Below are 21,758 nucleotides of genomic sequence, written 5' to 3' on the forward strand. Positions count from 1 at the left end.
GTCGAGTCTGTTTGTCCTACCACCCCGCAGACCAGACCGACATTGCCCGCGAGTGGTGAAGAACAGGGCACACAAATATCCAACGAAAAATGCCAGTCAGCGTTAACTGACTGGCATTAGGGGAAACCCGGCTTTTTTCATGCCCGTCAGCCTGCAGCGGCCAGCCACAAAGCCAGCAGGGCAAGCAGCAGGCCGCCCGCCTGCCCGGCAGGCTGCTTGCCGGGCCATTGCAAGGTGGCTGCGCCGAGGGTGGCCAGCGCAATCGCCAGCCAGAGCCGGGGCGCGGGGCGTTGCCCCAGTAACAGCCAGCCCAGTACCTCGGTGACCGCCGGCAGAGTGGCGGTCAGCACGGCGGCATCGCCGACGCGGCTTTGCTGCATGCCGAGTATCAGCAGGCTGGTGTAGCCGACACTGCCACAGGCCGCCTGCAAGACCAGCAGGCCCAGGTCGCCGGCAGGCGGGCGCGGCCAACCTTGGCCTTGCCGGCGCATCAGGGCGTACAGCAGCGGCAGCGCCACGGCAAAGCGCAAGGCGCTGGCGGTAAACGGCGGCAGGCCATGGCCAATGATCTGGCTGGTCAACGGGGTGCTGCCGGCCAGGATCATGGCCAGCACCAGCTGTAATGGTGGCAGATAAGTGGGCTTCACGTTCAGGCTCCGTTGCAGGGTGGAAGCCCAGTAAACCCTGCTGCCCGCTAGCCGGTATTGAACAAAATTGCAGGCTAGGTCGCTGCCTGGCGGTAGCGGCCGGGGGGAAAGCCGTATTGGCGCTTGAAGGCGCGCGTCAGGTGGCTTTGGTCGGCAAAGCCGCATTGCAGGGCGATGTCGGCCAGCGGCGCGGCGCTGTGCAGCAGCCTGTGCGCCAGTTGCAAGCGGTGTTGTGCCGCGTAGGCGTGCGGGGTGATGCCGTATTGACGGCGGAACTGACGCAGCAGCTGGTACGGGCTCAGGTCGCACTGCGCCGCCAGGGTGGCGAGCCGCAGCGAAGCATCGTGGCAGTCGCACAGCATCTGTCGCACTTGTTCCAGATTGGCGTGACCTGATGCGATCAGCGGCTGGCCGTGCGGAAACCGTAGCAGGCGGCTGAGCAGTTCGGCTGCTGCCTCGTCCCGCGCCAGGACGGGCGTCGCACTGTCCAGCAGCCGTGCTGTCAGCTGCTGGATGGCGGCGGTCAATCGCCGGTCCTGACTGACCGGGGGCAGCAGGGTCTGGCCAAATGGCGACAGGTTGGCCGCATCGGCGGCGGCCTCCAGCAGCCGGGCCGGGAAGTACAGCATGTGCCAGCGTCGTGTCTGGCAATGCAGCGGCTGGCCATCGTGCATTTCGCCGGGGTTCACCATGATGATGTCACCGGCCAGGGCATCGACCATGCCCCTGCCGCTGAACGAGCGCTGCGCGCCTTCGCACAGCAGCCCTACGCCGTACTGGTCGTGACTGTGGCGCGGAAAACGCTGCGCGCCGTGTAGCGAGATCAGCTCGAAGGCGGTGTCCGGGTGGCGGAGAATGGCGGCCGGCGGGCTGGGCATGGGCATGCTCCTGGCTGGAAGACGCGCCAGGGCCGGGAAGGGCGGGCATTTTGGCGGTTTGGCCTTTTGCCGTGCTGGCTGGCGTTTTAGAATGTGCCGTTTTCTGACGGGCAAGTTTTGACCCTAACAGATCAGACTGCGGCCAACAACCTGGAGTGAAAAGCTTACCCATGCACCACGATCCGCTATCCGGCAAACCCTCGTTGCGACGCCAGGGCATTTACCTGCTGCCCAACTCGTTTACCCTGGCCGCGCTGTTTGCCGGCTTTTACGCCATCGTGCAGGCGATGAACCAGCGCTTCGAGCTGGCGGCGGTCGCCATTTTCATCGCCATGATCCTGGACGGCATGGACGGCCGCGTGGCACGCATGACGCATAGCCAGAGCGCCTTTGGTGCCGAGTTCGACAGCCTGTCGGACATGGTGAGCTTTGGTGTGGCGCCGGCGCTGGTAGCCTACGAGTGGCTGCTGAAAGACATGGGCAAGCTGGGCTGGATGGTGGCCTTCATCTACTGCGCCGGTGCGGCGCTGCGGCTGGCGCGTTTCAACACCATGGTTGGCACTGCCGACAAGCGCTGGTTTACCGGCCTGCCCAGCCCGGCAGCGGCAGCGCTGGTGGCCGGCCTGGTGTGGATCTGCCACGCCTACAATTACCAGCAACTGCCCGGCCTGCACTGGCTGGCGCTGGCGTTTACCGCATTTGCCGGCATCACCATGGTGACCAATGTGAAGTACTGGAGCTTCAAGGAGGTGCACCTGCGCCGTCGCGTGCCGTTCGTGATGCTGCTGGGTCTGGTGGTGGTATTGCTGCTGCTGATGTCGGAGCCGCCGCTGGTGCTGTTCGGCTTCTTTGTCTGCTACGCGCTGTCCGGCTACGTGATGGCGCTGATGAACCTGGGGCGCAAGGCGCCACCGCCGGCTGCCTGAGCCTGGCTGTTTACCGGACAAACCGCCCTGCAACGGGTAATGCCAGTCAGTTAGCGCTGACTGGCGTTTTTTTGCTAAGGGGGGTGTTGTGTTTGAAGAGTGCATTGTGTCCGCGATGCGGACGCTGCTTACATGCCGGTTCCGCCCGGCAGACGGGAAAGGGGGCGGATTGCCGCCCCCTTTTCATTCCCCCGCAACCCGGGGCTGCTCGAAACCCCGTTCAAAATGGCACGCCCCAGGCGCCGCCGAACTCGCCCCTCGCTAACGGCTCGGAGCTCAAACAAATCGGCGTCTTAAAACCTGGGGCGCACCATTTTGACCGGCTCGCGCCAACGGGATGGGACGCTTCACTCACGCTCTACCAATTGATGGCCAAGTACATTCGACTAACTGAATAGCATTAACTGCAACGGGCGGTTTTTTCATGGCCGTCAGCGCAGGCAGGCGCTGGGCGGGTGGCCAAAGCGTCGGCGGAAGGCGGTGGCAAAGTTGGCCGCCGAGTTGTAGCCGGCGCTCAGCGCCACGTCGGTAATGCTGTGCTGGCCGCTCAGCAGGCGGCGGCGCGCGGCGTCCAGCCGTTGGCCGCGCAGGTAGTCCATCACGCTGCAGTCGAAGTGGCGGCGGAAGTGGCGTTGCAGCGTGCTGCTGCTCATGCAGGCCAGTTCGGCCAGCTGGTGCAGGCTGTAGTCCTCGCCCTCGCCGCTGTCGATCAGGTCTTTCACCCGCTGCAGGCGCCGGCCCAGTTGCGGCGGGGTGGCGCCGTGCGCCGGGGTGTCGCCCAGCGTTTCCAGTACCTGGCCCAGCAGCAGCATGCCCAGGCCTTCGCGCTCGATCTGCGTCAGCAAAGGGTTGGCCGCATGGTGTTGCACCATCTGTTGCGCCAGCCGGGTCAGTTGTGCGCTGGCGGTCCATTGCCGGGCGGCCAGATGCTGGCGCGCCAGCCGGGCCAGCGTGCCGTGGCCGCCGGCCTCGGCCAGGCCGTGGCGTTCCAGCCAGTCGTGCTCCAGCGCCATGCACACTTTCTGTTCCACACCGGGTTGGCCGCAGTGGCGCTGGAACAGCGCCTGTTCGTTGAGGTTGACCAGCAGCACCTGCGCCTGACGCTGCGGTTGCAGGCGGAAATCCTGCTGGTCGAAGCGCAGCTGCAGCGGCCCCTGCAGTGCCACGATCAGGCGCAGGCCGGCGGCACTGGCGTTGCTGTGGCTGTGCGGGTTGGCACGGCTGCGGTTGGCGCTGATGTGCAGGCCCGGTGTGGTGTGCTGTACCCAGGCGACGTCGCCGCTGTCGCTGCGGCCGCTGGCTGGCTGCCCCTGCATGCTGTTTTCTCCTTGGTTCCTTCTGTGCCCCTGGCGCAAACGATGTTGCCCGTTACGCAAAAGCGGCGCGGTGGACAAATCGGGATACTAGCAGACTTCTTGGTAATAAGAATAATTATCAACAAGCTGGGTGGTAACCATGTGTATCCGATCCCGTCTGGGGCGCTGGCTGGCGCCCTTGCTACTGCTGGCGGCGTTGCCGGCGCCGGCCGAGCCGGTGCTGCTGGCCGACGCCAGCCAGTTTGCGCTGCGCTCGCACCATACCGGCCAGACCTACCGCATTTACCTGTCAGTACCGGCGCTGCCGCCGCCGGCGGGCGGCTACCCGGTGTTGTACGCGCTGGATGGCGACGACAACTTCCCGCTGTTTCATCGCGCCAACCCGCGCCAGGCCAGCGAATTTGCCCGTCTGCGCCAGCATGGCCCGCAGGTGCCGGCGCCAGGCGTAGTGGTGGGTATCGGCTATGGTCGCCCGTTCAGCCAGACGCTGGATTTGCGCGCGCTGGACTACACGCCGCCTGCCGCGTGCCAGCCTTGCGATGCGCAATCGCCACGCCACGGAGGTGCCGACGCCTTTGCCCGCTTCCTCAATGACGAGCTGAAGCCGGAAATCGCCCGCCGCCTGCCGGTCAACCCGGCACGGCAAAGTCTGTTCGGCCATTCCTACGGCGGCCTGTTCACCGTGTACCAGCTGCTGCGCCAGCCGCAGACTTTCCAGCAATTTTTTGCCATCAGTCCGTCGCTGTGGTTTGGCGACCGCGTGTTGCAGTCGCTACCGCCGGCGGCGATGCCTGCTGGCGAGCCACGCCTGCTGGCGCTGTGGGTAGGGGGCGACGAGCAGCCGGCCACGTTCGACCCCGCCGCCAGCGTGGCGCGGCAGCAGCGCTTGCAGCAGAACCGCATGCTGGATAACGCCGCCGCCCTGGTGGCGCAGCTGACCGGTCGCGCCGGGCTGATCACCGATTACCGCGTGGTGGCCGGCCACGACCACGGCCAGATGCCCGGCTACGCCATCGACCGCGTGCTGGCCATCGCCTTTCGCAGTGGCACGTCGCCCGCGCACTGATTTCATGTGACGGGGTGGCCTGTCACCCCGCTTATTTCGGGAAAAAAGCAATGAAGCAACGCAAACACGCCAAGGCCCGCTTTGCGGCCAACCCGCTGTACGCCATCCTGTTCGGCAGCGCCATGCTGTTGCCGGCCGCCGTGCACGCCGCCGACACCGACACCGTGCTGGACAAGGTGACGGTGACCGGCGAGAAGATGAAGCGCAGCCTGGCCAAAACCACCACTGCCGTCAGTGTGCTGCAGGGTGAGCGGGTGGATACCGGCGAGGTCAGCTCGGTGAACGAGGTGGCCGCCATGGTGCCCAACATGACCCTCAATGCGGTGGGTGGCGTCAACATCCGCGGCGTGGAAGGGGCCGGCCCGGGTGTGGGCTTCTATTCGTTTGTTGGCGGCGGTCGTCCGCGCATCAGCACCAGCCTGGACGGGGTAGCCGACGTATGGACCGGCCAGCAGTACCTGGACAGCGACGTGTGGGACGTGAAGCAGGTAGAAGTGCTGCGCGGCCCGCAATCCACCACCCAGGGCCGCAACGCGCTGGGCGGCGCGGTGTTGGTGCAGACCAACGACCCCACCTTCCAGCAGGAAGGCGCTGTGCGCCTGGGCTGGGAAGACACCGATGGCCGCGCCAACGTGGCCGGCATGCTGTCCGGCGCATTGGTGGAAGACGAGCTGGCCTACCGCCTGACCGCCAACGCGGTGAAGGGCCACGGCTTTATCAATTACACCGGCGTTACCGGTGGTCAGGACCCGTCGGCGCTGCAGCGTACCAATGTGCGCGGCAAGCTGCTGTGGAAGCCCAAGTCGATGCCGCAGCTGCAAGCGCGGCTGACCGTCGCGCACCGCGACTACCAGGGCGAATACCTGAACCTGATCACCGGCCCGGACCTGGGCGCGTACACCTACAAGGCCAGTACCAGCAGCAATGCCCGCATCCAGGACTCGCAGAACACCACCACCACGCTGGACACCGAATACGACTTCCAGAACGGCGTTACCGGCCACCTGCAGTACAGCTACAGCGACAACCATATCGGCTTCGAGCAATACCCGTCGCGCATGAGCCTGGCGCTGGACGACCAGAACCACACGCTGGAAGGCCGGCTGGTATTCCAGCGCCCGCAAAGCGCGCTGAGCGGCGTGCTGGGCGTGTACGCCTACCAGCGCGACCAGGACCTGAACGCCCATACCGCCACCGCCACCACTTTCAAAGGCACCGACAAGGTCACCACGCTGGCCACCTACGCCGACGGCGAGCTGGTGCTGAACGACAGCTGGTCGCTGCTGGCCGGCTTGCGCGCCGAGCACGAGACGCAGAACCGCGACATCGTCTACAACGGTTCGCCGATCAAGGGCGATATCGGCAAAACCGTGCTGCTGCCCAAGGTCGGCATCAGCCACCAGTGGTCGCCCAGCACGCAGATGAGCTTCACCCTGCGCCAGGGCTATAACCCGGGCGGGGTGTCGGTAGACGAAAACAACGTGGTGTTCGAGTACGGCAGCGAGAAGGTAAACGCCTACGAGTACGCGCTGAAGACGCGGCTGAACGGCGTGCTGCTGGGCGCCAACCTGTTTTACAACGACTACACCGACTACCAGATGACCTACGCCAGTCGCCTGCGTAACGTGCCGGAAGCACACTCGGCCGGGCTGGAACTGAGTGCCGCCACCAGCATCGCCGGCGGTCTGGAAATCAACGCCGGCCTGGGCCTGCTGCGCAGCAAGGTGGACAAGGCGCCGGCCGGTGCCGGCGGCATTGCCGGCAAGGACATGACCTACGCGCCGGAGCTGACCGCCACGCTGGGGCTGAAGAAGCAGTGGGGTCGCTGGACCGCGGGGGCCAACCTGCAGTACGTGGGCGAGTACTACACCGATACCGCCAATACCAGCACCACCATGGGCGGCGACTACAACCTGCTCAACCTCAACCTGGCTTACGCGCTGAACGACGACACCACGCTGCGTACCTACGTGAAGAACGCGCTGAACGAAGCCATCGTGCTGGGCAAGCGCACCACCGGCTTCTACGTCGGTGCACCACGTACCGTGGGCGTCAACGTCGACTACCGCTTCTAGGGCGGGCGGCCCGGCGGCCAACCTTGTCCGCCGGGGCATCTTCAACCTCGCACCTGCCAGCCGGCAGGTGTTTTTCATGGAGGGTAGCCATGTCATGGTGGCGATTGGCCGGTGCGCTGTGCCTGTGGCCGGCACTGGGCGTCATGGCACAGGGGCGCTTGCCGGCGGGAGGCAGTATCAGCGGTACGCTGGCCGCCGGTCAGGCGGTACGGCACGCACTACAGGCGGCCGACGGCGAGCTGGTGTTCGGTCAGCTGCACGGCCAGGGCTTGCGGCTGGTGGTGCTGGGGCGCGATGGCCGCGTGCAGCGCCGTTTTGCCGCCGTGGCGGGCGGGGTGCTCGATTACCAGTTCCTGTGCCGGCAAGCGCCGTGCACGCTGGAAGTGCGCGCGCCGCAAGCGGCGGCCTACCAGCTGCAGCGCGGGCGTGTCGGCCCCGCAGCTATCGCCGGCGATACGCTGGCCAGCCCGCTGTTGCGTGCCTGGCAGCCCAGGTTGGCCGCAGGCATGGGGAGTCAGGCATTCTGGCAGCAGGTGGCACAGCAGGGCAGCCCGCTGCAGGAGCGTGACGGCGTACAGCCGCCGCTGGCCGACGAGGAGGTATTGCTGACCTTTCTGTGGCGCGGTGCCCGCCACGGCGTCACCTTGCTGGGCGCACCGTCTGGCAGCCACGACCCGCTGCTGCGGCTGGCGGGCAGCGACGTGTGGTACCGCAGCTACCGCGTGCCGGCCAGCCTGCGCTTGAGCTACCAGTTGGCGCCGGACGCGCCGCCGGTGGAACCTGCCTGGCGCCGGGAGGCGCTGCTGGCGGTGGCGCAGCGCGACCCGCTGAACCGGCACTGCTTTCCGCCGCAGGCGCTGGACGACTTCGATGCCCGCTCGGTGGTGACACTGCCGGCGGCCTTGCCGGCGCCGTGGTTGGCCGCCGCTGCCGGGCAGGGGCAGTGGCAGCAGGCCTGGTTGCCGGCGGCGCAGGCGGGCGAACAGTACCGTATCGACGTCTATCAGCCAGCCGGCGTCACCGCCGGGCGGCCGGAAAACGGCTTGTTGTTGCTGTTTGACGGCGAGGCGCTGCGCGAGCAGGTGGCGCCGGCGCTGGACTGGCTACAGCAACAGCCTGGCATGCGGCCAACCCTGACCGTGCTGATTAGCAATGCCAGCCCTGCCGCGCGTGGGCGCGATCTGCCGCCTAACCCGGCGTTCCGGCACTGGCTGGCGCACACGTTGCAGCCGTGGCTGGCGGCCCGCCAGCTGTTGCCGCGTCGCGAGCAGGTGATTATCAGCGGCGCCAGCTACGGCGGCTTGGCCGCCGCTTGGGCCGGGCTGACGCAAGACTGGATCGGCGCCGTCTACGCGCAGTCCGGCTCGTTCTGGTGGCAGCCGCAGTGGCAGCAAGGGAGCGGGGAGCCGGGCTGGCTGATGCGCGAGGCGGCCCGTGCCGCGACGGCCCGCCACGTGCGCTGGCGGCTGGAGGCCGGCATGTACGAAGGCGGCGGCAGTCACCCCATTCTGGAAAGCAGCCGCCACCTGCGCGACGTGCTGACGGCGGCCGGGGCGCAGGTGCAGTACGCCGAGTTTGCCGCCGGCCATGATCGCCTGCACTGGCTGGCCACGCTGCCGTACGGGGTGCTGGCCTTGCAGTAGACGTTTTTGTCCGATTACGGTCATCTGCTTGTGCCCGGTGCCAGCTGCAGTGGCATGCTGCTGCCGGGCGCGCTGCCTTTTCTGGCCATTTGCCAAGTAAAATTAGACTAAATGTCTAATAATTGGTTTTGGACAGCTTTTTGCAACACAGAATTGGCCTATTTTGACGGCAATGTTTGACAGATTGTCGTCAGATTTGTATCGTGAACCCATAACAAGACAGGAGCAGCAGCATGCAATTGGACATCGAACGTCTAATCGAGGATTTTGGTGGCCCCGGTACGCTCGCGGAAGCGTTGACGGCGGCCTTTCCCGATGAGCCGGTGTCCCGTGCTGCCATCTACAAATGGCGCGAGCGCGGTACTTTGCCGCTGGCACAGCTGAACAAGCTTGCCAAACTCGCCGCCGATCAGGGCAAGCGTTTCGATTTCAACGACTATCTGGCCGGGGCACAACCCGCGGCACAATGGAGATCACCAGACATGGGCGACCGTCTTTACATTTTCGATACCACCCTGCGTGACGGCGAGCAATCGCCGGGCGCGGCCATGACCAAAGAAGAAAAAGTACGTATCGCCCGCCAGCTGGAGCGCCTGGGTGTGGACGTGATCGAGGCCGGTTTTGCTGCCGCCAGCCCGGGCGATGCCGACGCCATCCGCGCCATCGCCGAGGTGATCAAGGATTCCACCGTCTGTAGCCTGGCGCGTGCCAACGAGCGCGACATTCGCGCCGCCGGCGAAGCCATCGCCCCGGCCCCGAAAAAACGCATTCACACCTTCATCGCCACCAGCCCGATCCACATGGAGAAAAAGCTGCGCATGACGCCGGATGAAGTGGTGGAAGCCGCCGTGAAGGCCGTCAAACTGGCGCGCGAATACACCGACGACGTGGAATTCTCTGCCGAAGACGCGCTGCGCTCCGATATCGACTTCCTGGCCCGCATTTTCGGTGAAGTGATCAAGGCTGGCGCCAGCACGCTGAACGTGCCGGATACCGTCGGCTACGCCGTACCGCGCGTCACCGAGGCCTTCTTCCGCGAGCTGATCGCCAAGACGCCGGGCGGCGACAAGGTGATCTGGTCGGCCCACTGCCATAACGACCTGGGTATGGCGGTGGCCAACAGCCTGGCGGCGGTATTGGGCGGTGCGCGCCAGGTAGAGTGCACCATTAACGGCCTGGGCGAACGCGCCGGCAACGCCGCGATGGAAGAGATCGTGATGGCGGTGAAAACCCGCAAGGACGTGTTCGGCGTGGAAACCGGCGTCGATGCCACCCAGATCGTGCCGGCCTCCAAGCTGGTGTCCACCATCACCGGCTACCCGGTGCAGCCGAACAAGGCGATTGTGGGCGCCAACGCGTTTGCCCACGAGTCCGGCATTCACCAGGATGGCGTGCTGAAGCACCGTGAAACTTACGAAATCATGTCGGCCGAGTCGGTAGGCTGGACCGCCAACCGCCTGACGTTGGGCAAACTGTCCGGTCGCAACGCCTTCCGTACCAAGCTGCAGGCGCTGGGCATCGTGCTGGAAAGCGAAGAAGCGCTGAACGCTGCCTTCGCTCGCTTCAAGGAGCTGGCTGACAAGAAACGCGAGATCTTCGACGAAGACCTGCACGCGCTGGTGTCCGACCAGCTGGTAGCCGCCGAACAGGAAGACTTCAAATTCGTGTCGCTGAAGGTGAGCACCGAGACCGGCGAAGAGCCGCAGGCGCAGATCGTGTTTGTGGAGCGCGGCAACGAGCAGCGCGCCGAATCCGGCGGCTCCGGCCCGGTGGATGCCGCCTTCAAGGCCATCGAAAGCGTGGTGAAGAGCGAAGCCGAACTGGAGCTGTACTCGGTAAACGCCATCACCAAGGGCACCGAATCGCAGGGTGAAGTAACCGTGCGCCTGGCCAAGGACGGCCGCATCGTCAACGGTCAGGGTGCCGATACCGACATCATCGTCGCCAGCGCCAAAGCGTACCTGGCGGCACTGAACAAGCTGTCCAGCAAGACCGAGCGCGTGCACGCGCAAGGCCCGGTGTAACAGCAAAGAGCGCGCACGCGTTGCGGCTGGCCACCCTACCGGGCCAGGTTGGCCGCAGCGCGAAAGATCAAAGGCTCACAAGGCCGCCCCATTTGGCCCTTGCCCCCACCACGGCAGGCGCTGACAGCCGACCCACGAGGTCGGCCTTGTCGCGTCTGCCGTTTTGCTTGTTGCACGGCCAGTGTGGCGAGCAGGCCAAAATCCCGCTAAGCGCTTGATATCGGGCATGTCTTAAATAGCTAACTAATGAATCGATTGATTGTTTCGTGGTAATTTCATGCTTATTCAAAAACGATATGGTTCACGCAAAGCATGAGTACCCTCACCCGTGTGGTTGTTCTGGCCAGCCTGACCTTGCTGGCTGCCTGTTCCGGTACCAAATACGCCTACCAGAAGGAAGCCTTCGACGCCAAAGGCCCGTTTGACCGGCATTTCGACGCGCCCAAACAGGCGGTGTACCAGGCGATGAAACGCGTGGCGCTGCGCCAGGGTTTTGCCATCGAAAAAGACGCCGAGTCCAGCAACGCACTGGTGGTGTCCAAGCAGTACCAGCAAGACAACCTCAATACCCTGCTCACCATCTCCGGCATCGTCACCGGCGCCGGCAATTCGTCCGATGCCTGGATCGCCGCGCAGGAAGTGACGTTGAAGAGCCACGAAACCAAGCAGACCGCCTCGGTAGGTTTCCTGAGTTTGTCCATTCCCATTCCTACCGGTACCACCGCTACCCTGACCAAAGAGCGCGGCGAAACCGTGGTGGACCCGGTGTTCTACGAGCGCATGTTCGCATCCATTGCCAAGGAAGTGCCGCTGGTACAGCAGCAACTGGCCAGCCAGAAGCAGGAAGACGACGCCCGCCTGCGCGCCGAGATCGAGCAGAAGCTGCGTATCGAGATGGAAATCAAGGCCCGGCTGGAGGCTGAGCGCGCCGCCAAGCTGGAGGCCGAGCAACTGGCCAAGCAGAAACAGCTAGCCGAGCAGGCGGCCGCCGCACAAGCAGCGGCCCAAGCTGCTGCCCAGCCCGCCGCCCAGCCTGCGCTGGTGCCGGTGGCGGCGCCGGCGGCTGCCGTGCCGCCGGCTGCGGCACCTGCCGTGGTGCTGACGCCGGGCAGCTGATTGCTGCTGGTGCCCCGTCCGCCAAGCCCTGCCTTGCCGTTTGCCGGCAGCGCAGGGCTTTCGTTTATCCGCCGTGGCCGCATATAGTGCCGGTGTTTTCTGTCAGGAAGAGCAGCATGAAGCAGGCGTTTTTTATTACCGGTACCGATACCGAAATCGGCAAGACCCATAGTGCAGTGAAGCTGGTACAGCATTACCAGGCGCAAGGCCTGCGTGTTTTGGCGATGAAGCCGGTGGCCAGCGGCTGCGAGGTGTTGCCGGACGGCAGCTGGCACAACGACGACGTGGCGCGGCTGTGCGCGGCCACCGGCCAGACCGATATCGCGCTGATGAACCCGTACCGCTTTCTGCCGCCGGTGTCGCCGCATATCGCCGCGCGCGAGGCCGGGGTAAGCGTGTCGCTGGACGTGCTGGCCGAACATGCGCAAAGGTTGGCCGCAGACTGTGACGTGCTGCTGGTAGAAGGGGCGGGTGGCTGGCTGGCGCCGCTGCGCGACGATTGCCTGATGCAAGACTTGGCGCGCCACCTGGGCCTGCCGGTGATTCTGGTGGTGGGCATGCGCCTGGGTTGCATCAACCACGCGCTGCTGACCGCACAAGCCATCCGTGCCGCCGGTTGCGAGCTGGCCGGCTGGGTGGCCAACCGTGTGGTGCCGCATCAGCTGGCATTTGAAGACAATCTGGCGACCCTGGTGCAGCATTTGGGCGAGCCGTTGCTGGTGTTGCCGTACGAGCCGGCTGCTGAGTCTGCTTAAGACTGTTATTGGCTGTTGCGCTGCAGCAGATCGCACGCTTGTTTTTGCGGCCAATCCGGCTAAGCTGCGGGGTGAGCAGCCCGCCACAAGAGGCTGCCTCCGGGAACGCCGGCCAACACGAGTTTCCCCGGCATTTGCATGCCGGGTGCGACAGGCAGATAGCTCATGCTGTCTGCCTGTCACCACACCCCTCCGTTTGTCCCGTGCAGTTTCATTTGCCCCCGTTTCCAGCCGGAGCCTGTATGGCAGATCGTCCTCCTCCTTTTTCGCCACTGCTGTTGCTGGTCAAGCTGGCCTTGCTGCTGTGCGTGCTGCTGGTGTTGTGGTTGGGCGGGGGGACGCTATACCGTGCTGCGGTGAAGTTGCTGGGCTTGGCGCCACCGCCGTCTCATACCGTGCAGCTGCATTTGCTGGGCAGTAGTCCAGGTGGGGCCTGGCGCTTGAACCCGCTGCAGTCTGATGTTCAGGTGCAGCCCGGCCAGTTCGTGCAACTGATGTACGAGCTGCGCAATGACAGCCCCTACTTCGCTACGGTACAGGCGATCCCGCAGTACAGCCCGGCTACAGCGGCGGCCTATGTGCAAAAACTGCACTGCTTTTGTTTCGCCGAGCAGCGTTTTGCACCGGGCCAGACACGCCGCTTCCCGGTTGTACTGGTGCTGGACAAGAAGCTGCCAGCCGCACTGCACAGCATTACCCTCAGTTACCTGTTGCAAGGGAGGCCTGCGTGATGTCTTTATCGCAACGCCCGCGCCGTCGTTGGCATTTTGCCGATCTGGTGGTAGTGGCCATTGAGCTGGGTGTGCTGCTGGTGCTGCTCTTGCTGCCCCTGTGGCACTACTGGCAAAGCTGATGCCGCTGTCTGGCTTGATAACCCGTACCTGGCACCTGTTGGCGTGGCTGGCCGTGATCCTGTTGCTGTGGGCCGTGTGGCAATGGCAACAGGGCATGCAGGCTTCTTCTCAGTTGGCCATGTATGCACGTGCGGCCAACCTGCCACCGCAGGCGCTGGCTGAAGTCGAGCTGGGTGCCCACCCGCAGGGCCAGCGGGTGTGGCTAACGCTGCGAGAGGGCGGCAAGACGGTACGGCTGGCCAATGCCCGCTTGCAAGGCCAGGATGGTGTGCGCGAGTGGCAACCGGTACAACTGCTGGATGGCAGCTGGGTGGTCATCGATCGTGGCTGGCTGGCCCGGCCGGCGCCGCTGTTGCAACTGCCGCTGCCGGCAGGGCGCCTGACCGGCCGCTGGGTAGGGCGTCCATCCCAGCCGGAGGGCATGCGCATACGCGTGGGGCTATCGGGCGAAGTGGACGCGCTGGATTGGGCCGCGCTGGCGCGGCAATTGCCGGGGCCGCTGCGTGATGGTCTGGTGGTGCTGGACCCGGCTTTACGCCCTTATGCCAGCTGGCCGGTCACCCCGGCATTGAACCCGGGCCGGCACTACCGGCAGGCTGCGTGGTCGCTGGCGGCGGCTTTGTTGAGTTTGTTGTTGTGGTGGGGTTGGCCGCGGCATCACCGCTGAGCAGTACGCGAGCTTATACCTCTGCGATAGCGGTATCGTGCCGTCATGGCGGCTTACCTCCCGCCTAACAGTTACTGTATCCTGCCTGCGGGCCGCCGTTGCCCTTTGTCTTTGTCTGCCTGGGGGAGGGCTGGCTTGCGCCGTACCCAGGCTTGTTACCGGATAACCATGATGACATCCATGTTTGCCAAATGGCTGGCTGTATCATTGCTGGCACTGTCCTTGGCCGCTTGTACTCCGGCCGAGCCGTCCTTGACGCTGAAGGCCACCGATATCAGCAGCGCTGATTTCGGCCAGCCGTTCACGCTGACCGGCCACGATGGCAAGCCGCACGCGCTGGGCGACTACCAGGGCAAGGCGGTGGCGCTGTTCTTCGGCTATACGCACTGCCCCGATATCTGCCCCACCACCATGCTGGAGTACCAGCAGGTGATGAAGCTGCTGGGCAAGGACAGCGACCGCGTGCAGGTGCTATTTGTCAGCATCGACCCGCAACGCGATACGCCGCAGGTACTGGCAGGTTATGTGCCGTTTTTCGACAAGCGCTTCATGGGCCTGACCGGCAGTGCGGAGCAAGTGGCCAAGGTGGCTGCGCAGTACAAGATCGTGGCGCAGCGCCAGGACCGGGCGGATGGTGGCTATACCATGGACCATAGCGCCGGCAGCTATCTGTTCGATACGGCGGGCAAACTGCGCGTTTATGTGCCGTACGGCACGCCGGCGGTGGACATTGCCCATGATTTGCAGCAGCTGTTGCGCTAGAATTGCCTGTCATTCTGGCAGGCAATAGTGCGGAAACCGTGATCGTGACTGAAGAAAAACGCGCCGGCAGCGAGCCGGCTGACCTGGCGAAATACACGCTGTCCTCGCGGGCCGAGATCGTGGCGCATCTGCGCACCATCATCGACCACCGCCAGAACGTGACCGTGTTCTCCAACAAGGGCAAGTCGTTCATCATTACCCGCTTGCTCGATATCGACCCCGAGCGCGGCGTGATGGTGCTGGACTGGGGCGCCAAGGAGCACGAAAACCGCATGCTGCTGCAGAGCGAGCGCAATGTGTTCGTCAGTGCGCCGGCGGGGGTGAAGACCCAGTTTTCTACCGGGCCGGTGCGCGAAATCAGCTTTGAAGGCGCGCCGGCGTTCGAATCGCCGCTGCCGACCCAGGTCATCAAGCTGCAGCGGCGCGAATTTTTCCGCATCCATACCCCGGTGGCACAGCCTGTGCTGTGCCGGCTGGTCGACCACGCCAGCGGCGAGAAGCTGCTGCCGCTGTTCGACATCAGCCTGGGTGGCATGGCGCTGACATTGCCGGTGTCGCACGGCGACTGGCTGGAAGCCGGCCAGGTGTACCAGCAGGCCGTGATCGAACTGAAACCGTTCGGCACCTTGCAAGTGGGGGTGGAAGTGCGCCATATCATGCGTTTGCAGATGAAAAATGGCACGGAAATGCTGCGTGTGGGTTGTATGTTCCAGGGTATGAACACGCCACGCGAGACGCTGGTGCAGCGCTACATCGCGCAGCTTGAGCGGGAGCGCCGTGCTCTGGTACGCTGAGGCCAACCTATTGCAACGCAGCACGCCACCATGACCCTGACCATTGCCCTGTCCAAGGGCCGCATTTTTGAAGAAACCTTGCCGTTGCTGGCTGCCGCCGGCATCGTGCCGGCCGAAGCGCCGGAATCTTCCCGCAAACTCATCATCGGCACCAACCGCCCCGACGTGCGGCTGGTGATCGTGCGCGCCTCCGACGTACCCACCTACGTGCAGTACGGCGCCGCCGACCTGGGGATTGCCGGCCGTGACGTGCTGATCGAGCACGGTGGTGCCGGCCTGTACCAGCCGCTGGACCTGAACATTGCCAAGTGCAAGATGATGGTGGCGGTGGAAAACGGTTTCGATTACGACGCTGCCGTCAAACACGGCGCCCGCCTGAAGGTGGCCACCAAATACCCGCAGATCGCGCGCGAGCACTTTGCCGCCAAGGGCGTGCACGTGGACATCATCAAGCTGTACGGCTCGATGGAGCTGGCACCGCTGGTGGGCCTGGCCGACGCCATCGTCGATCTGGTGTCCACCGGTGGCACGCTGAAGGCCAACAACCTGGTGGCCGTCGAGCACATCATCGATATCAGCTCGCGTCTGGTGGTGAACCAGGCGGCGCTGAAACTCAAGTACGACACCATCCAGCCGGTGCTGGATGCCTTCGCTGGCGCCGTCCAGCCGTAACTGTCCCCGCTGCGGCCAACCTTGGGGTGGGCCGCGGCCCCCGGAGCCGCACGCATGCAACGCCTGTCTTCTACTCAAGCCGACTTCGACGCCCGCCTGAAAGCCCTGCTGGCGTTCGAAACCGCCCAGGACCCCGCCGTCGATACCGCTGTCGCCGCCATCTGCGAGGACGTCAAAGCCCGTGGTGACGCCGCTGTCGTCGAGTACACCAACCGCTTCGACCGCATGAGCGCCGCCAGCATGGCCGAGCTCACCCTCAGCCGCGACGCGCTGCAAGCCGCGCACGACCGCCTGCCGGCCCACGTGCGCGACGCGCTGCTGGCCGCCGCCGAGCGCGTGCGCCGCTACCACGAGAAACAGCTGGCGCATTCCTGGAGCTACGAGGACGAAGACGGCACCCTGCTGGGCCAGCAAGTTACCCCGCTGGACCGCGTGGGTATCTACGTACCCGGTGGCAAGGCGGCCTACCCCAGCTCGGTACTGATGAACGCGATGCCGGCCAAGGTGGCCGGTGTGGGCGAAATCATCATGGTGGTGCCCACCCCGAACGGCGAGCAGAACGATCTGGTGTTGGCCGCAGCCTATATTGCCGGCGTGGACAAGGTATTTACCTGTGGTGGCGCCCAGGCCGTGGCCGCGCTGGCCTACGGTACCGAGAGCGTGCCGCAGGTGGACAAGATCACCGGCCCGGGCAACGCCTACGTAGCCGCCGCCAAGCGCCGCGTGTTCGGCGTGGTAGGCATCGACATGGTGGCCGGCCCGTCCGAAATCCTGGTGATTTGCGACGGCGATACCGACCCGGACTGGATCGCGATGGACCTGTTCAGCCAGGCCGAGCACGACGAAATTGCCCAGGCCATCCTGCTGTGCCCGTCGGCCGACTACATTGCCCGCGTGGAAGCCAGCATCGCCAAGCTGCTGCCGGCCATGCCGCGCCGCGCCATCATCGAGCAGAGCCTGGCCAACCGTGGCGCGCTGATCGAGGTGCGCGACCTGGCCGAAGCCTGCGACATCGCCAACTACATCGCCCCGGAACACCTGGAGCTGTCGGTGGCCGACCCGGACGCCTGGCTGCCCAGCCTGCGCCACGCCGGCGCCATCTTCATGGGCCGTTTCACCTCGGAAAGCCTGGGTGACTACTGCGCCGGCCCCAATCACGTGCTGCCCACCAGCCGCACCGCGCGCTTTGCCAGCCCGCTGGGGGTGTACGACTTCCAGAAGCGCAGCAGCCTGATCCGTGTGTCGCACGCCGGCGCGCAGAAGCTGGGCAAGATCGCCAGCATCCTGGCGCATGGCGAGGGTTTGACCGCGCACGCACGCGCCGCTGAATTGCGCCTGGACGAATGAAAACTTAACGAAACTGGCCTACGCTCCAAAGCACAAGGAGCGACACGCCGATGACACGCCATCTGGCCGGACTCTGTCTGGCCTTTCTTTTTGCCTGGGCCCAGGCGACACCCAGCGTCATGCTGGTAGACAGTTACCATGCCGGCTATGCCTGGAGCCAAGCGTGGCGCAGTAGCTTGATGGCCAGCCTGGGCGGCAAGGTGCGTTTCCTTTACGCCGAGCTGGACAGCAAGCGTCAGCCGCGCGACACGCTGGAGCCGCGTGCCGCGCAGATTCTGGTGCAGATCCAGCGCCTGCAGCCCGACCTGGTACTGGTAGCCGACGACGCGGCGCTGCGCTTTGTGGGCGCCCGGCTGGCCGGCAGTAAAACGCCGGTGGTGTACCTCGGCATCAATCAGAACCCGCGCCATTACCTGCAAGAACACGCGGCCAACGTCACCGGCGTGCTGGAGCGGCCGCTGGTGCGGCGTAACGTCAGCCTGATGCGCCAGCTGGTGCCGGGTATACAGCGCGTGTTGCTGTTGTTCGATAACGACCTGACCTCGGAGGTGATCCAGGAAGAGCTGTTCGGCCGGGCCAGCACCCTGCAGGACGGCAAGGTGCAGATCGATCTGGTGCGCGCCATCGACTACGCCGACTGGCAGCGGCAGGTCAGCCAGGCGCCAGGCCGCTATCAGGCGATCTGGACCGGCCTGTACCAGACGCTGCGTGACGCCAACGGCAAGGTGGTGCCGGATAGCGAGGTCATTGCCTGGACGGCGGCCAACAGCACACTGCCGCTGTTTGCGTTCTGGGATTTCGCCGTGGGGGCGGACAAGGCCGTGGGTGGGCTGGTGCTGTCCGGTCGCGACCAGGGCCGGCTGGCTGCCGGGCTGGTGCAACAAATCCTGTTCCAGCGTCGCCAGCCGGGCAGTTTGTTTCCGCTCAACGGCGGCAGCGGGCAGTTACTGTTCAGCCGTGGTGCGCTGCAGCGATTCGGCCTGCAGCTGCCGCCGGCGTGGGCCGGCCAGGTGCGTCTGATCGAGTAGCCGCCCGCGCCGAATCGGGTTAGGATGGTGGCTCTGTGAATTGATTGCGTCGGGCTTTGCCGGCAGTTCCAACCGGCCCCGCCGGTATTGAAATGTCGAGCAAAATGTCTATACAGCAGTGGTTCCGCCCCGATGTTCTGGCCATGCAGGCCTATCACGTTGCCGACGCAACGGGCTATCTGAAGCTCGATGCGATGGAAAACCCGTACCGACTCCCCGAAGCCTTGCGCACCGAGCTGGGCCAGACCCTGGCCGAGGTGGCGCTGAACCGTTACCCCGACCCGCACGGCGATGGCCTGAGGGACGCGCTGAAAGCCGCCTTTGCCATCCCCGCCGCCGCCGACGTGGTGCTGGGCAACGGCTCCGACGAGCTGATCACCCTGCTGACCCAGGCGCTGCCCGCCGATAGCGTGGTGCTGGCGCTGGAGCCTTCCTTCGTGATGTACCGCATGAACGCGCAGCTGTCGCGCATGCGTTACGTCGGTGTACCGCTGAATGACGATTTTTCGCTGGACCTGGCCGCTACGTTGGCCGCCATCGCAGCGCATCAGCCGGCGGTCGTGTTCGTGTCCTACCCCAATAATCCCACTGGCCCGCGCTTTGCCCGCCAGCAGGTTGAAGCCATTCTCGACGCCGCCCCCGGTCTGGTGGTGGTGGATGAGGCCTACCAGGCGTTTGCCGACGATACCTTCATGAACCTGGCCGGCCAGCACCCGCGGCTGGTGGTGATGCGCACGCTGTCCAAAATCGGTCTGGCCGGCCTGCGGCTGGGTTACGCCGCCGGTGCGCCGGACGTGATCGCCCAGCTGGACAAAGTACGCCCGCCGTACAACGTGAACGTGCTGACCCAGGCCGCCGCCAAGTTTGCGCTGCGCCATCTGGACGTGTTCGACGCCCAGGCCGCCGAATTGCGCGCCGAGCGCAGCCGCTTGGCCGATGCGCTGTCGGCGCGCGCCGAGTGCACGGTGTTCCCGTCCGAGGCCAACTTTGTCACCGTGCGGGTGCCGGATGCTCCGGCGCTGTTTGCCGCGCTGAAAGCGGCCGGCATTCTGGTGAAAAATCTGCACGGCTACCACCCGTTGCTACAACACTGCCTGCGCCTGACCGTGGGCAGCCCCGATGAAAACACGGCCGTGCTTGCGGCCATCGATTCCTTCTTTGCCTGAAGCCCCATGCGTACCGCTACCGTAACCCGCAATACCCTGGAAACCCAGATCACCATCAGCCTGAACCTGGATGGTACCGGCGTCGGCCGTTTCGACACCGGCGTGCCCTTCCTCGACCACATGATGGACCAGATCGCCCGCCACGGCCTGATCGACCTCGACGTGCACGCCCGCGGCGACCTGCATATCGACGCCCACCATACCGTGGAAGACATCGGCATCACGCTGGGTCAGGCCTTTGCCAAGGCTATCGGCGACAAGAAGGGCATCCGCCGCTACGGCCATGCCTACGTGCCGCTGGACGAGGCGCTGTCGCGGGTGGTGATCGACCTGTCCGGCCGCCCGGGCCTGGAATACCACATCCCGTTCACCCGCGCCTGTATCGGCAGCTTCGACGTGGACCTGTTCAGCGAATTCTTCCACGGCTTCGTCAACCACAGCATGGTGACGCTGCACATCGACAACCTGCGCGGCGTGAACAGCCACCATCAGGCCGAAACCGTGTTCAAAGCCTTTGGCCGTGCGCTGCGCATGGCGGTGGAAGTGGACGAACGCATGGCCGGCCAGACGCCGTCCACCAAGGGGACGCTGACCGCATGAAAGTAGCCGTCATCGATTACGGCATGGGCAACCTGCACTCGGTGCTCAAGTCCGTCCAGTACGTCAACGACATCGGCGCCGACATCTTCCTCACCTCCGACCCGGAGCGGGTGGTGGCGGCCGACAAGGTGATTTTCCCCGGCCAGGGCGCCATGCCGGACTGCATGCGCGAGCTCAACGCTTACGGCCTGGCCGAGGCGGTACGCGAAACCACACGTACCAAGCCGTTCTTCGGCATCTGCGTCGGCGCCCAGCTGTTGTTCGAGCACAGCGAGGAGGGGGATACGCCCGGTCTGGGTATTTTCCCGGGGCAGGTCAAGCGCTTTGCGGCCAACCTGCACGATGCTGGCGGCGAGCGACTGAAGGTGCCGCACATGGGCTGGAACCGCGTGTTCCAGCAGCGCGCCCACCCGCTGTTTGCCGGCATCGAAGACGGCGAACGCTTCTACTTTGTGCACAGTTACCACTTTGCACCGGCCAGCCAGGGTATCACCCTGGCTGAAAGCGAGTATCCCGAACGGTTTTCCTGTATCGTCGGTGATGGCAATATATTTGCCACCCAGTTCCACACCGAAAAGAGCCACCGCGCAGGCCTTCAGATGATGAAGAACTTCCTGTCGTGGGATGGCACTGTTTAACTTACCGTAGATTTTCCGCACCATGCTGCTGATACCCGCTATCGACCTCAAGGACGGTCAGTGCGTGCGCCTGAAACAAGGCGTAATGAGCGATGCCACCGTATTCTCCGACGATCCTGTGAAAGTTGCGTTGCACTGGCGAGACCAGGGCGCACGCCGCTTGCATCTGGTGGATCTGAACGGTGCCTTCGCCGGTAAACCGAAGAACCTGGCGGTGATCCGCGACATTCTCGAGGCGGTCGGCAACGACATGCCGGTGCAACTGGGGGGCGGCATCCGCGACCTGGACACCATCGAGAAGTACTTCGATCTGGGCCTGAAATACGTGATCATCGGCACCGCCGCGGTGAAAAACCCCGGCTTCCTGCACGATGCCTGCGACGCCTTCCCCGGCCAGGTCATCGTTGGCCTGGACGCCAAGGACGGCATGGTTGCCATCGATGGCTGGGCCAAAGTGACCACCCATAACGTGATCGACCTGGCCAAGCGCTTCGAAGACTACGGCGTGAACTCGGTGATCTACACCGATATCGGCCGCGACGGCATGATGAATGGCGTCAATATCGACGCCACCGTCAAGCTGGCGCAGGCGCTGACCGTACCGGTGATCGCCTCTGGCGGCCTGACCGACCTGGAAGACGTGCGCAAGCTGTGCGCGGTGGAAGGCGAGGGCATCGAAGGTGCCATCACCGGCCGCGCCATCTACGAAGGCAGCATCGACTTTGCTGCCGCCCAGGATCTGGCTGACGAACTGTCCGACGCCTAAACCCTGCGTTGGCCGCAT

Annotated in this window: 22 protein-coding genes; 19 read left to right on the top strand and 3 right to left on the bottom strand. The window is 64.8% G+C overall.

Going from position 1 to position 21,758, the window contains the following annotated elements:
- Positions 1-146: 146 nt before the first annotated feature.
- Both ACK4FZ_RS16685 and ACK4FZ_RS16690 read right to left on the bottom strand, forming a co-directional pair.
- Positions 147-647: a DMT family transporter gene (locus ACK4FZ_RS16685; protein ID WP_409822894.1), complete on the bottom strand. Its 501-nt coding sequence runs from the start codon at positions 645-647 to the stop codon at positions 147-149.
- A 74-nt stretch (positions 648-721) separates the two neighbouring features.
- The gene (locus ACK4FZ_RS16690) at positions 722-1,525 is read right to left on the bottom strand and encodes an AraC family transcriptional regulator (protein WP_409822896.1); all 804 of its coding nucleotides are present in this window, start codon (positions 1,523-1,525) and stop codon (positions 722-724) included.
- 170 nt (positions 1,526-1,695) lie between these two features.
- Here ACK4FZ_RS16690 and pssA point away from each other — a divergent pair, with 170 nt between their 5' ends.
- Complete coding sequence (gene pssA / locus ACK4FZ_RS16695; protein ID WP_409822899.1) at positions 1,696-2,451, top strand: CDP-diacylglycerol--serine O-phosphatidyltransferase; 756 nt, start codon at positions 1,696-1,698, stop codon at positions 2,449-2,451.
- 431 nt (positions 2,452-2,882) lie between these two features.
- On the opposite strand, the gene ACK4FZ_RS16700 is transcribed toward pssA, so the two are convergent.
- On the bottom strand, positions 2,883-3,767 hold the full coding sequence (locus ACK4FZ_RS16700) for a helix-turn-helix domain-containing protein (RefSeq protein ID WP_409822902.1): 885 nt from the start codon (positions 3,765-3,767) through the stop codon (positions 2,883-2,885).
- A gap of 139 nt (positions 3,768-3,906) precedes the next feature.
- On the opposite strand from ACK4FZ_RS16700, the gene ACK4FZ_RS16705 reads away from it, so the two are divergent.
- From ACK4FZ_RS16705 to hisA, 18 genes are all read left to right on the top strand, one after another.
- Positions 3,907-4,833, top strand: a complete 927-nt coding sequence (locus ACK4FZ_RS16705) for an alpha/beta hydrolase (protein ID WP_409822905.1) — start codon at positions 3,907-3,909, stop codon at positions 4,831-4,833.
- Between the two features lie 50 nt (positions 4,834-4,883).
- The gene (locus ACK4FZ_RS16710) at positions 4,884-6,908 is read left to right on the top strand and encodes a TonB-dependent receptor (protein WP_409822907.1); all 2,025 of its coding nucleotides are present in this window, start codon (positions 4,884-4,886) and stop codon (positions 6,906-6,908) included.
- A gap of 89 nt (positions 6,909-6,997) precedes the next feature.
- Positions 6,998-8,551 carry an enterochelin esterase domain-containing protein gene (locus ACK4FZ_RS16715; protein WP_409822910.1) on the top strand — a complete coding sequence of 518 codons (1,554 nt, stop codon included), beginning with the start codon at positions 6,998-7,000 and terminating at the stop codon, positions 8,549-8,551.
- A 233-nt stretch (positions 8,552-8,784) separates the two neighbouring features.
- Complete coding sequence (locus tag ACK4FZ_RS16720; RefSeq protein ID WP_144370826.1) at positions 8,785-10,575, top strand: 2-isopropylmalate synthase; 1,791 nt, start codon at positions 8,785-8,787, stop codon at positions 10,573-10,575.
- 312 nt (positions 10,576-10,887) lie between these two features.
- Positions 10,888-11,691 carry a DUF2242 domain-containing protein gene (locus ACK4FZ_RS16725; protein ID WP_409822913.1) on the top strand — a complete coding sequence of 268 codons (804 nt, stop codon included), beginning with the start codon at positions 10,888-10,890 and terminating at the stop codon, positions 11,689-11,691.
- 116 nt (positions 11,692-11,807) lie between these two features.
- Positions 11,808-12,446 (top strand): dethiobiotin synthase, encoded by a 639-nt coding sequence (gene bioD, locus ACK4FZ_RS16730; protein WP_409822916.1) that lies wholly within the window; start codon positions 11,808-11,810, stop codon positions 12,444-12,446.
- Between the two features lie 242 nt (positions 12,447-12,688).
- Positions 12,689-13,177, top strand: coding sequence for a cytochrome c oxidase assembly protein (locus tag ACK4FZ_RS16735; protein ID WP_409822919.1), 489 nt, complete (start codon positions 12,689-12,691; stop codon positions 13,175-13,177).
- Positions 13,177-13,299, top strand: coding sequence for a hypothetical protein (locus tag ACK4FZ_RS16740; protein WP_409822922.1), 123 nt, complete (start codon positions 13,177-13,179; stop codon positions 13,297-13,299). The genes ACK4FZ_RS16735 and ACK4FZ_RS16740 overlap by 1 nt, the downstream gene beginning before the upstream one ends.
- Positions 13,299-13,967 carry an SURF1 family cytochrome oxidase biogenesis protein gene (locus ACK4FZ_RS16745; protein ID WP_409822924.1) on the top strand — a complete coding sequence of 223 codons (669 nt, stop codon included), beginning with the start codon at positions 13,299-13,301 and terminating at the stop codon, positions 13,965-13,967. Before ACK4FZ_RS16740 ends, ACK4FZ_RS16745 begins: the two co-directional genes overlap by 1 nt.
- A 168-nt stretch (positions 13,968-14,135) precedes the next feature.
- On the top strand, positions 14,136-14,729 hold the full coding sequence (locus tag ACK4FZ_RS16750) for an SCO family protein (protein WP_409822927.1): 594 nt from the start codon (positions 14,136-14,138) through the stop codon (positions 14,727-14,729).
- 44 nt (positions 14,730-14,773) lie between these two features.
- Entirely contained in the window at positions 14,774-15,523 is a 750-nt protein-coding gene (locus tag ACK4FZ_RS16755; RefSeq protein WP_409822930.1) for a flagellar brake protein, read from the top strand.
- A 30-nt stretch (positions 15,524-15,553) separates the two neighbouring features.
- Positions 15,554-16,195: an ATP phosphoribosyltransferase gene (hisG, locus tag ACK4FZ_RS16760; protein WP_144370833.1), complete on the top strand. Its 642-nt coding sequence runs from the start codon at positions 15,554-15,556 to the stop codon at positions 16,193-16,195.
- A gap of 54 nt (positions 16,196-16,249) precedes the next feature.
- Positions 16,250-17,542 (top strand): histidinol dehydrogenase, encoded by a 1,293-nt coding sequence (hisD, locus tag ACK4FZ_RS16765; protein ID WP_409822933.1) that lies wholly within the window; start codon positions 16,250-16,252, stop codon positions 17,540-17,542.
- A 50-nt stretch (positions 17,543-17,592) separates the two neighbouring features.
- Entirely contained in the window at positions 17,593-18,570 is a 978-nt protein-coding gene (locus ACK4FZ_RS16770; protein WP_409822936.1) for an ABC transporter substrate-binding protein, read from the top strand.
- Between the two features lie 104 nt (positions 18,571-18,674).
- The gene (hisC, locus tag ACK4FZ_RS16775; RefSeq protein ID WP_409822939.1) at positions 18,675-19,736 is read left to right on the top strand and encodes a histidinol-phosphate transaminase; all 1,062 of its coding nucleotides are present in this window, start codon (positions 18,675-18,677) and stop codon (positions 19,734-19,736) included.
- 6 nt (positions 19,737-19,742) lie between these two features.
- Positions 19,743-20,336, top strand: a complete 594-nt coding sequence (gene hisB / locus ACK4FZ_RS16780; protein WP_017510280.1) for an imidazoleglycerol-phosphate dehydratase HisB — start codon at positions 19,743-19,745, stop codon at positions 20,334-20,336.
- On the top strand, positions 20,333-20,974 hold the full coding sequence (hisH, locus tag ACK4FZ_RS16785; RefSeq protein ID WP_409822943.1) for an imidazole glycerol phosphate synthase subunit HisH: 642 nt from the start codon (positions 20,333-20,335) through the stop codon (positions 20,972-20,974). Before hisB ends, hisH begins: the two co-directional genes overlap by 4 nt.
- Positions 20,975-20,996: 22 nt before the next feature.
- Positions 20,997-21,740 (top strand): 1-(5-phosphoribosyl)-5-[(5-phosphoribosylamino)methylideneamino]imidazole-4-carboxamide isomerase, encoded by a 744-nt coding sequence (hisA, locus tag ACK4FZ_RS16790; protein WP_409822946.1) that lies wholly within the window; start codon positions 20,997-20,999, stop codon positions 21,738-21,740.
- Positions 21,741-21,758: the final 18 nt, after the last annotated feature.

The sequence above is a fragment of the Vogesella sp. genome, from assembly GCF_046297735.1.
In the GTDB taxonomy this organism is placed as follows: Bacteria; Pseudomonadota; Gammaproteobacteria; order Burkholderiales; family Chromobacteriaceae; genus Vogesella; species Vogesella urethralis.

Excerpts from the sequence above, each read along its gene's own strand:
- hisB (WP_017510280.1), top strand. The coding sequence starts at position 19,743 with ATGCGTACCGCTACCGTAACCCGCAATACCCTGGAAACCCAGATCACC.
- ACK4FZ_RS16705 (WP_409822905.1), top strand. The coding sequence starts at position 3,907 with ATGTGTATCCGATCCCGTCTGGGGCGCTGGCTGGCGCCCTTGCTACTG.
- ACK4FZ_RS16750 (WP_409822927.1), top strand. The coding sequence starts at position 14,136 with ATGATGACATCCATGTTTGCCAAATGGCTGGCTGTATCATTGCTGGCA.
- ACK4FZ_RS16725 (WP_409822913.1), top strand. The coding sequence starts at position 10,888 with ATGAGTACCCTCACCCGTGTGGTTGTTCTGGCCAGCCTGACCTTGCTG.
- hisC (WP_409822939.1), top strand. The coding sequence starts at position 18,675 with ATGTCTATACAGCAGTGGTTCCGCCCCGATGTTCTGGCCATGCAGGCC.
- ACK4FZ_RS16700 (WP_409822902.1), bottom strand. The coding sequence starts at position 3,767 with ATGCAGGGGCAGCCAGCCAGCGGCCGCAGCGACAGCGGCGACGTCGCC.
- ACK4FZ_RS16770 (WP_409822936.1), top strand. The coding sequence starts at position 17,593 with ATGACACGCCATCTGGCCGGACTCTGTCTGGCCTTTCTTTTTGCCTGG.
- ACK4FZ_RS16745 (WP_409822924.1), top strand. The coding sequence starts at position 13,299 with ATGCCGCTGTCTGGCTTGATAACCCGTACCTGGCACCTGTTGGCGTGG.
- hisH (WP_409822943.1), top strand. The coding sequence starts at position 20,333 with ATGAAAGTAGCCGTCATCGATTACGGCATGGGCAACCTGCACTCGGTG.
- bioD (WP_409822916.1), top strand. The coding sequence starts at position 11,808 with ATGAAGCAGGCGTTTTTTATTACCGGTACCGATACCGAAATCGGCAAG.
- hisD (WP_409822933.1), top strand. The coding sequence starts at position 16,250 with ATGCAACGCCTGTCTTCTACTCAAGCCGACTTCGACGCCCGCCTGAAA.
- ACK4FZ_RS16720 (WP_144370826.1), top strand. The coding sequence starts at position 8,785 with ATGCAATTGGACATCGAACGTCTAATCGAGGATTTTGGTGGCCCCGGT.
- hisG (WP_144370833.1), top strand. The coding sequence starts at position 15,554 with ATGACCCTGACCATTGCCCTGTCCAAGGGCCGCATTTTTGAAGAAACC.
- ACK4FZ_RS16710 (WP_409822907.1), top strand. The coding sequence starts at position 4,884 with ATGAAGCAACGCAAACACGCCAAGGCCCGCTTTGCGGCCAACCCGCTG.
- ACK4FZ_RS16715 (WP_409822910.1), top strand. The coding sequence starts at position 6,998 with ATGTCATGGTGGCGATTGGCCGGTGCGCTGTGCCTGTGGCCGGCACTG.
- hisA (WP_409822946.1), top strand. The coding sequence starts at position 20,997 with ATGCTGCTGATACCCGCTATCGACCTCAAGGACGGTCAGTGCGTGCGC.
- ACK4FZ_RS16690 (WP_409822896.1), bottom strand. The coding sequence starts at position 1,525 with ATGCCCAGCCCGCCGGCCGCCATTCTCCGCCACCCGGACACCGCCTTC.
- ACK4FZ_RS16740 (WP_409822922.1), top strand. The coding sequence starts at position 13,177 with ATGTCTTTATCGCAACGCCCGCGCCGTCGTTGGCATTTTGCCGATCTG.
- pssA (WP_409822899.1), top strand. The coding sequence starts at position 1,696 with ATGCACCACGATCCGCTATCCGGCAAACCCTCGTTGCGACGCCAGGGC.
- ACK4FZ_RS16735 (WP_409822919.1), top strand. The coding sequence starts at position 12,689 with ATGGCAGATCGTCCTCCTCCTTTTTCGCCACTGCTGTTGCTGGTCAAG.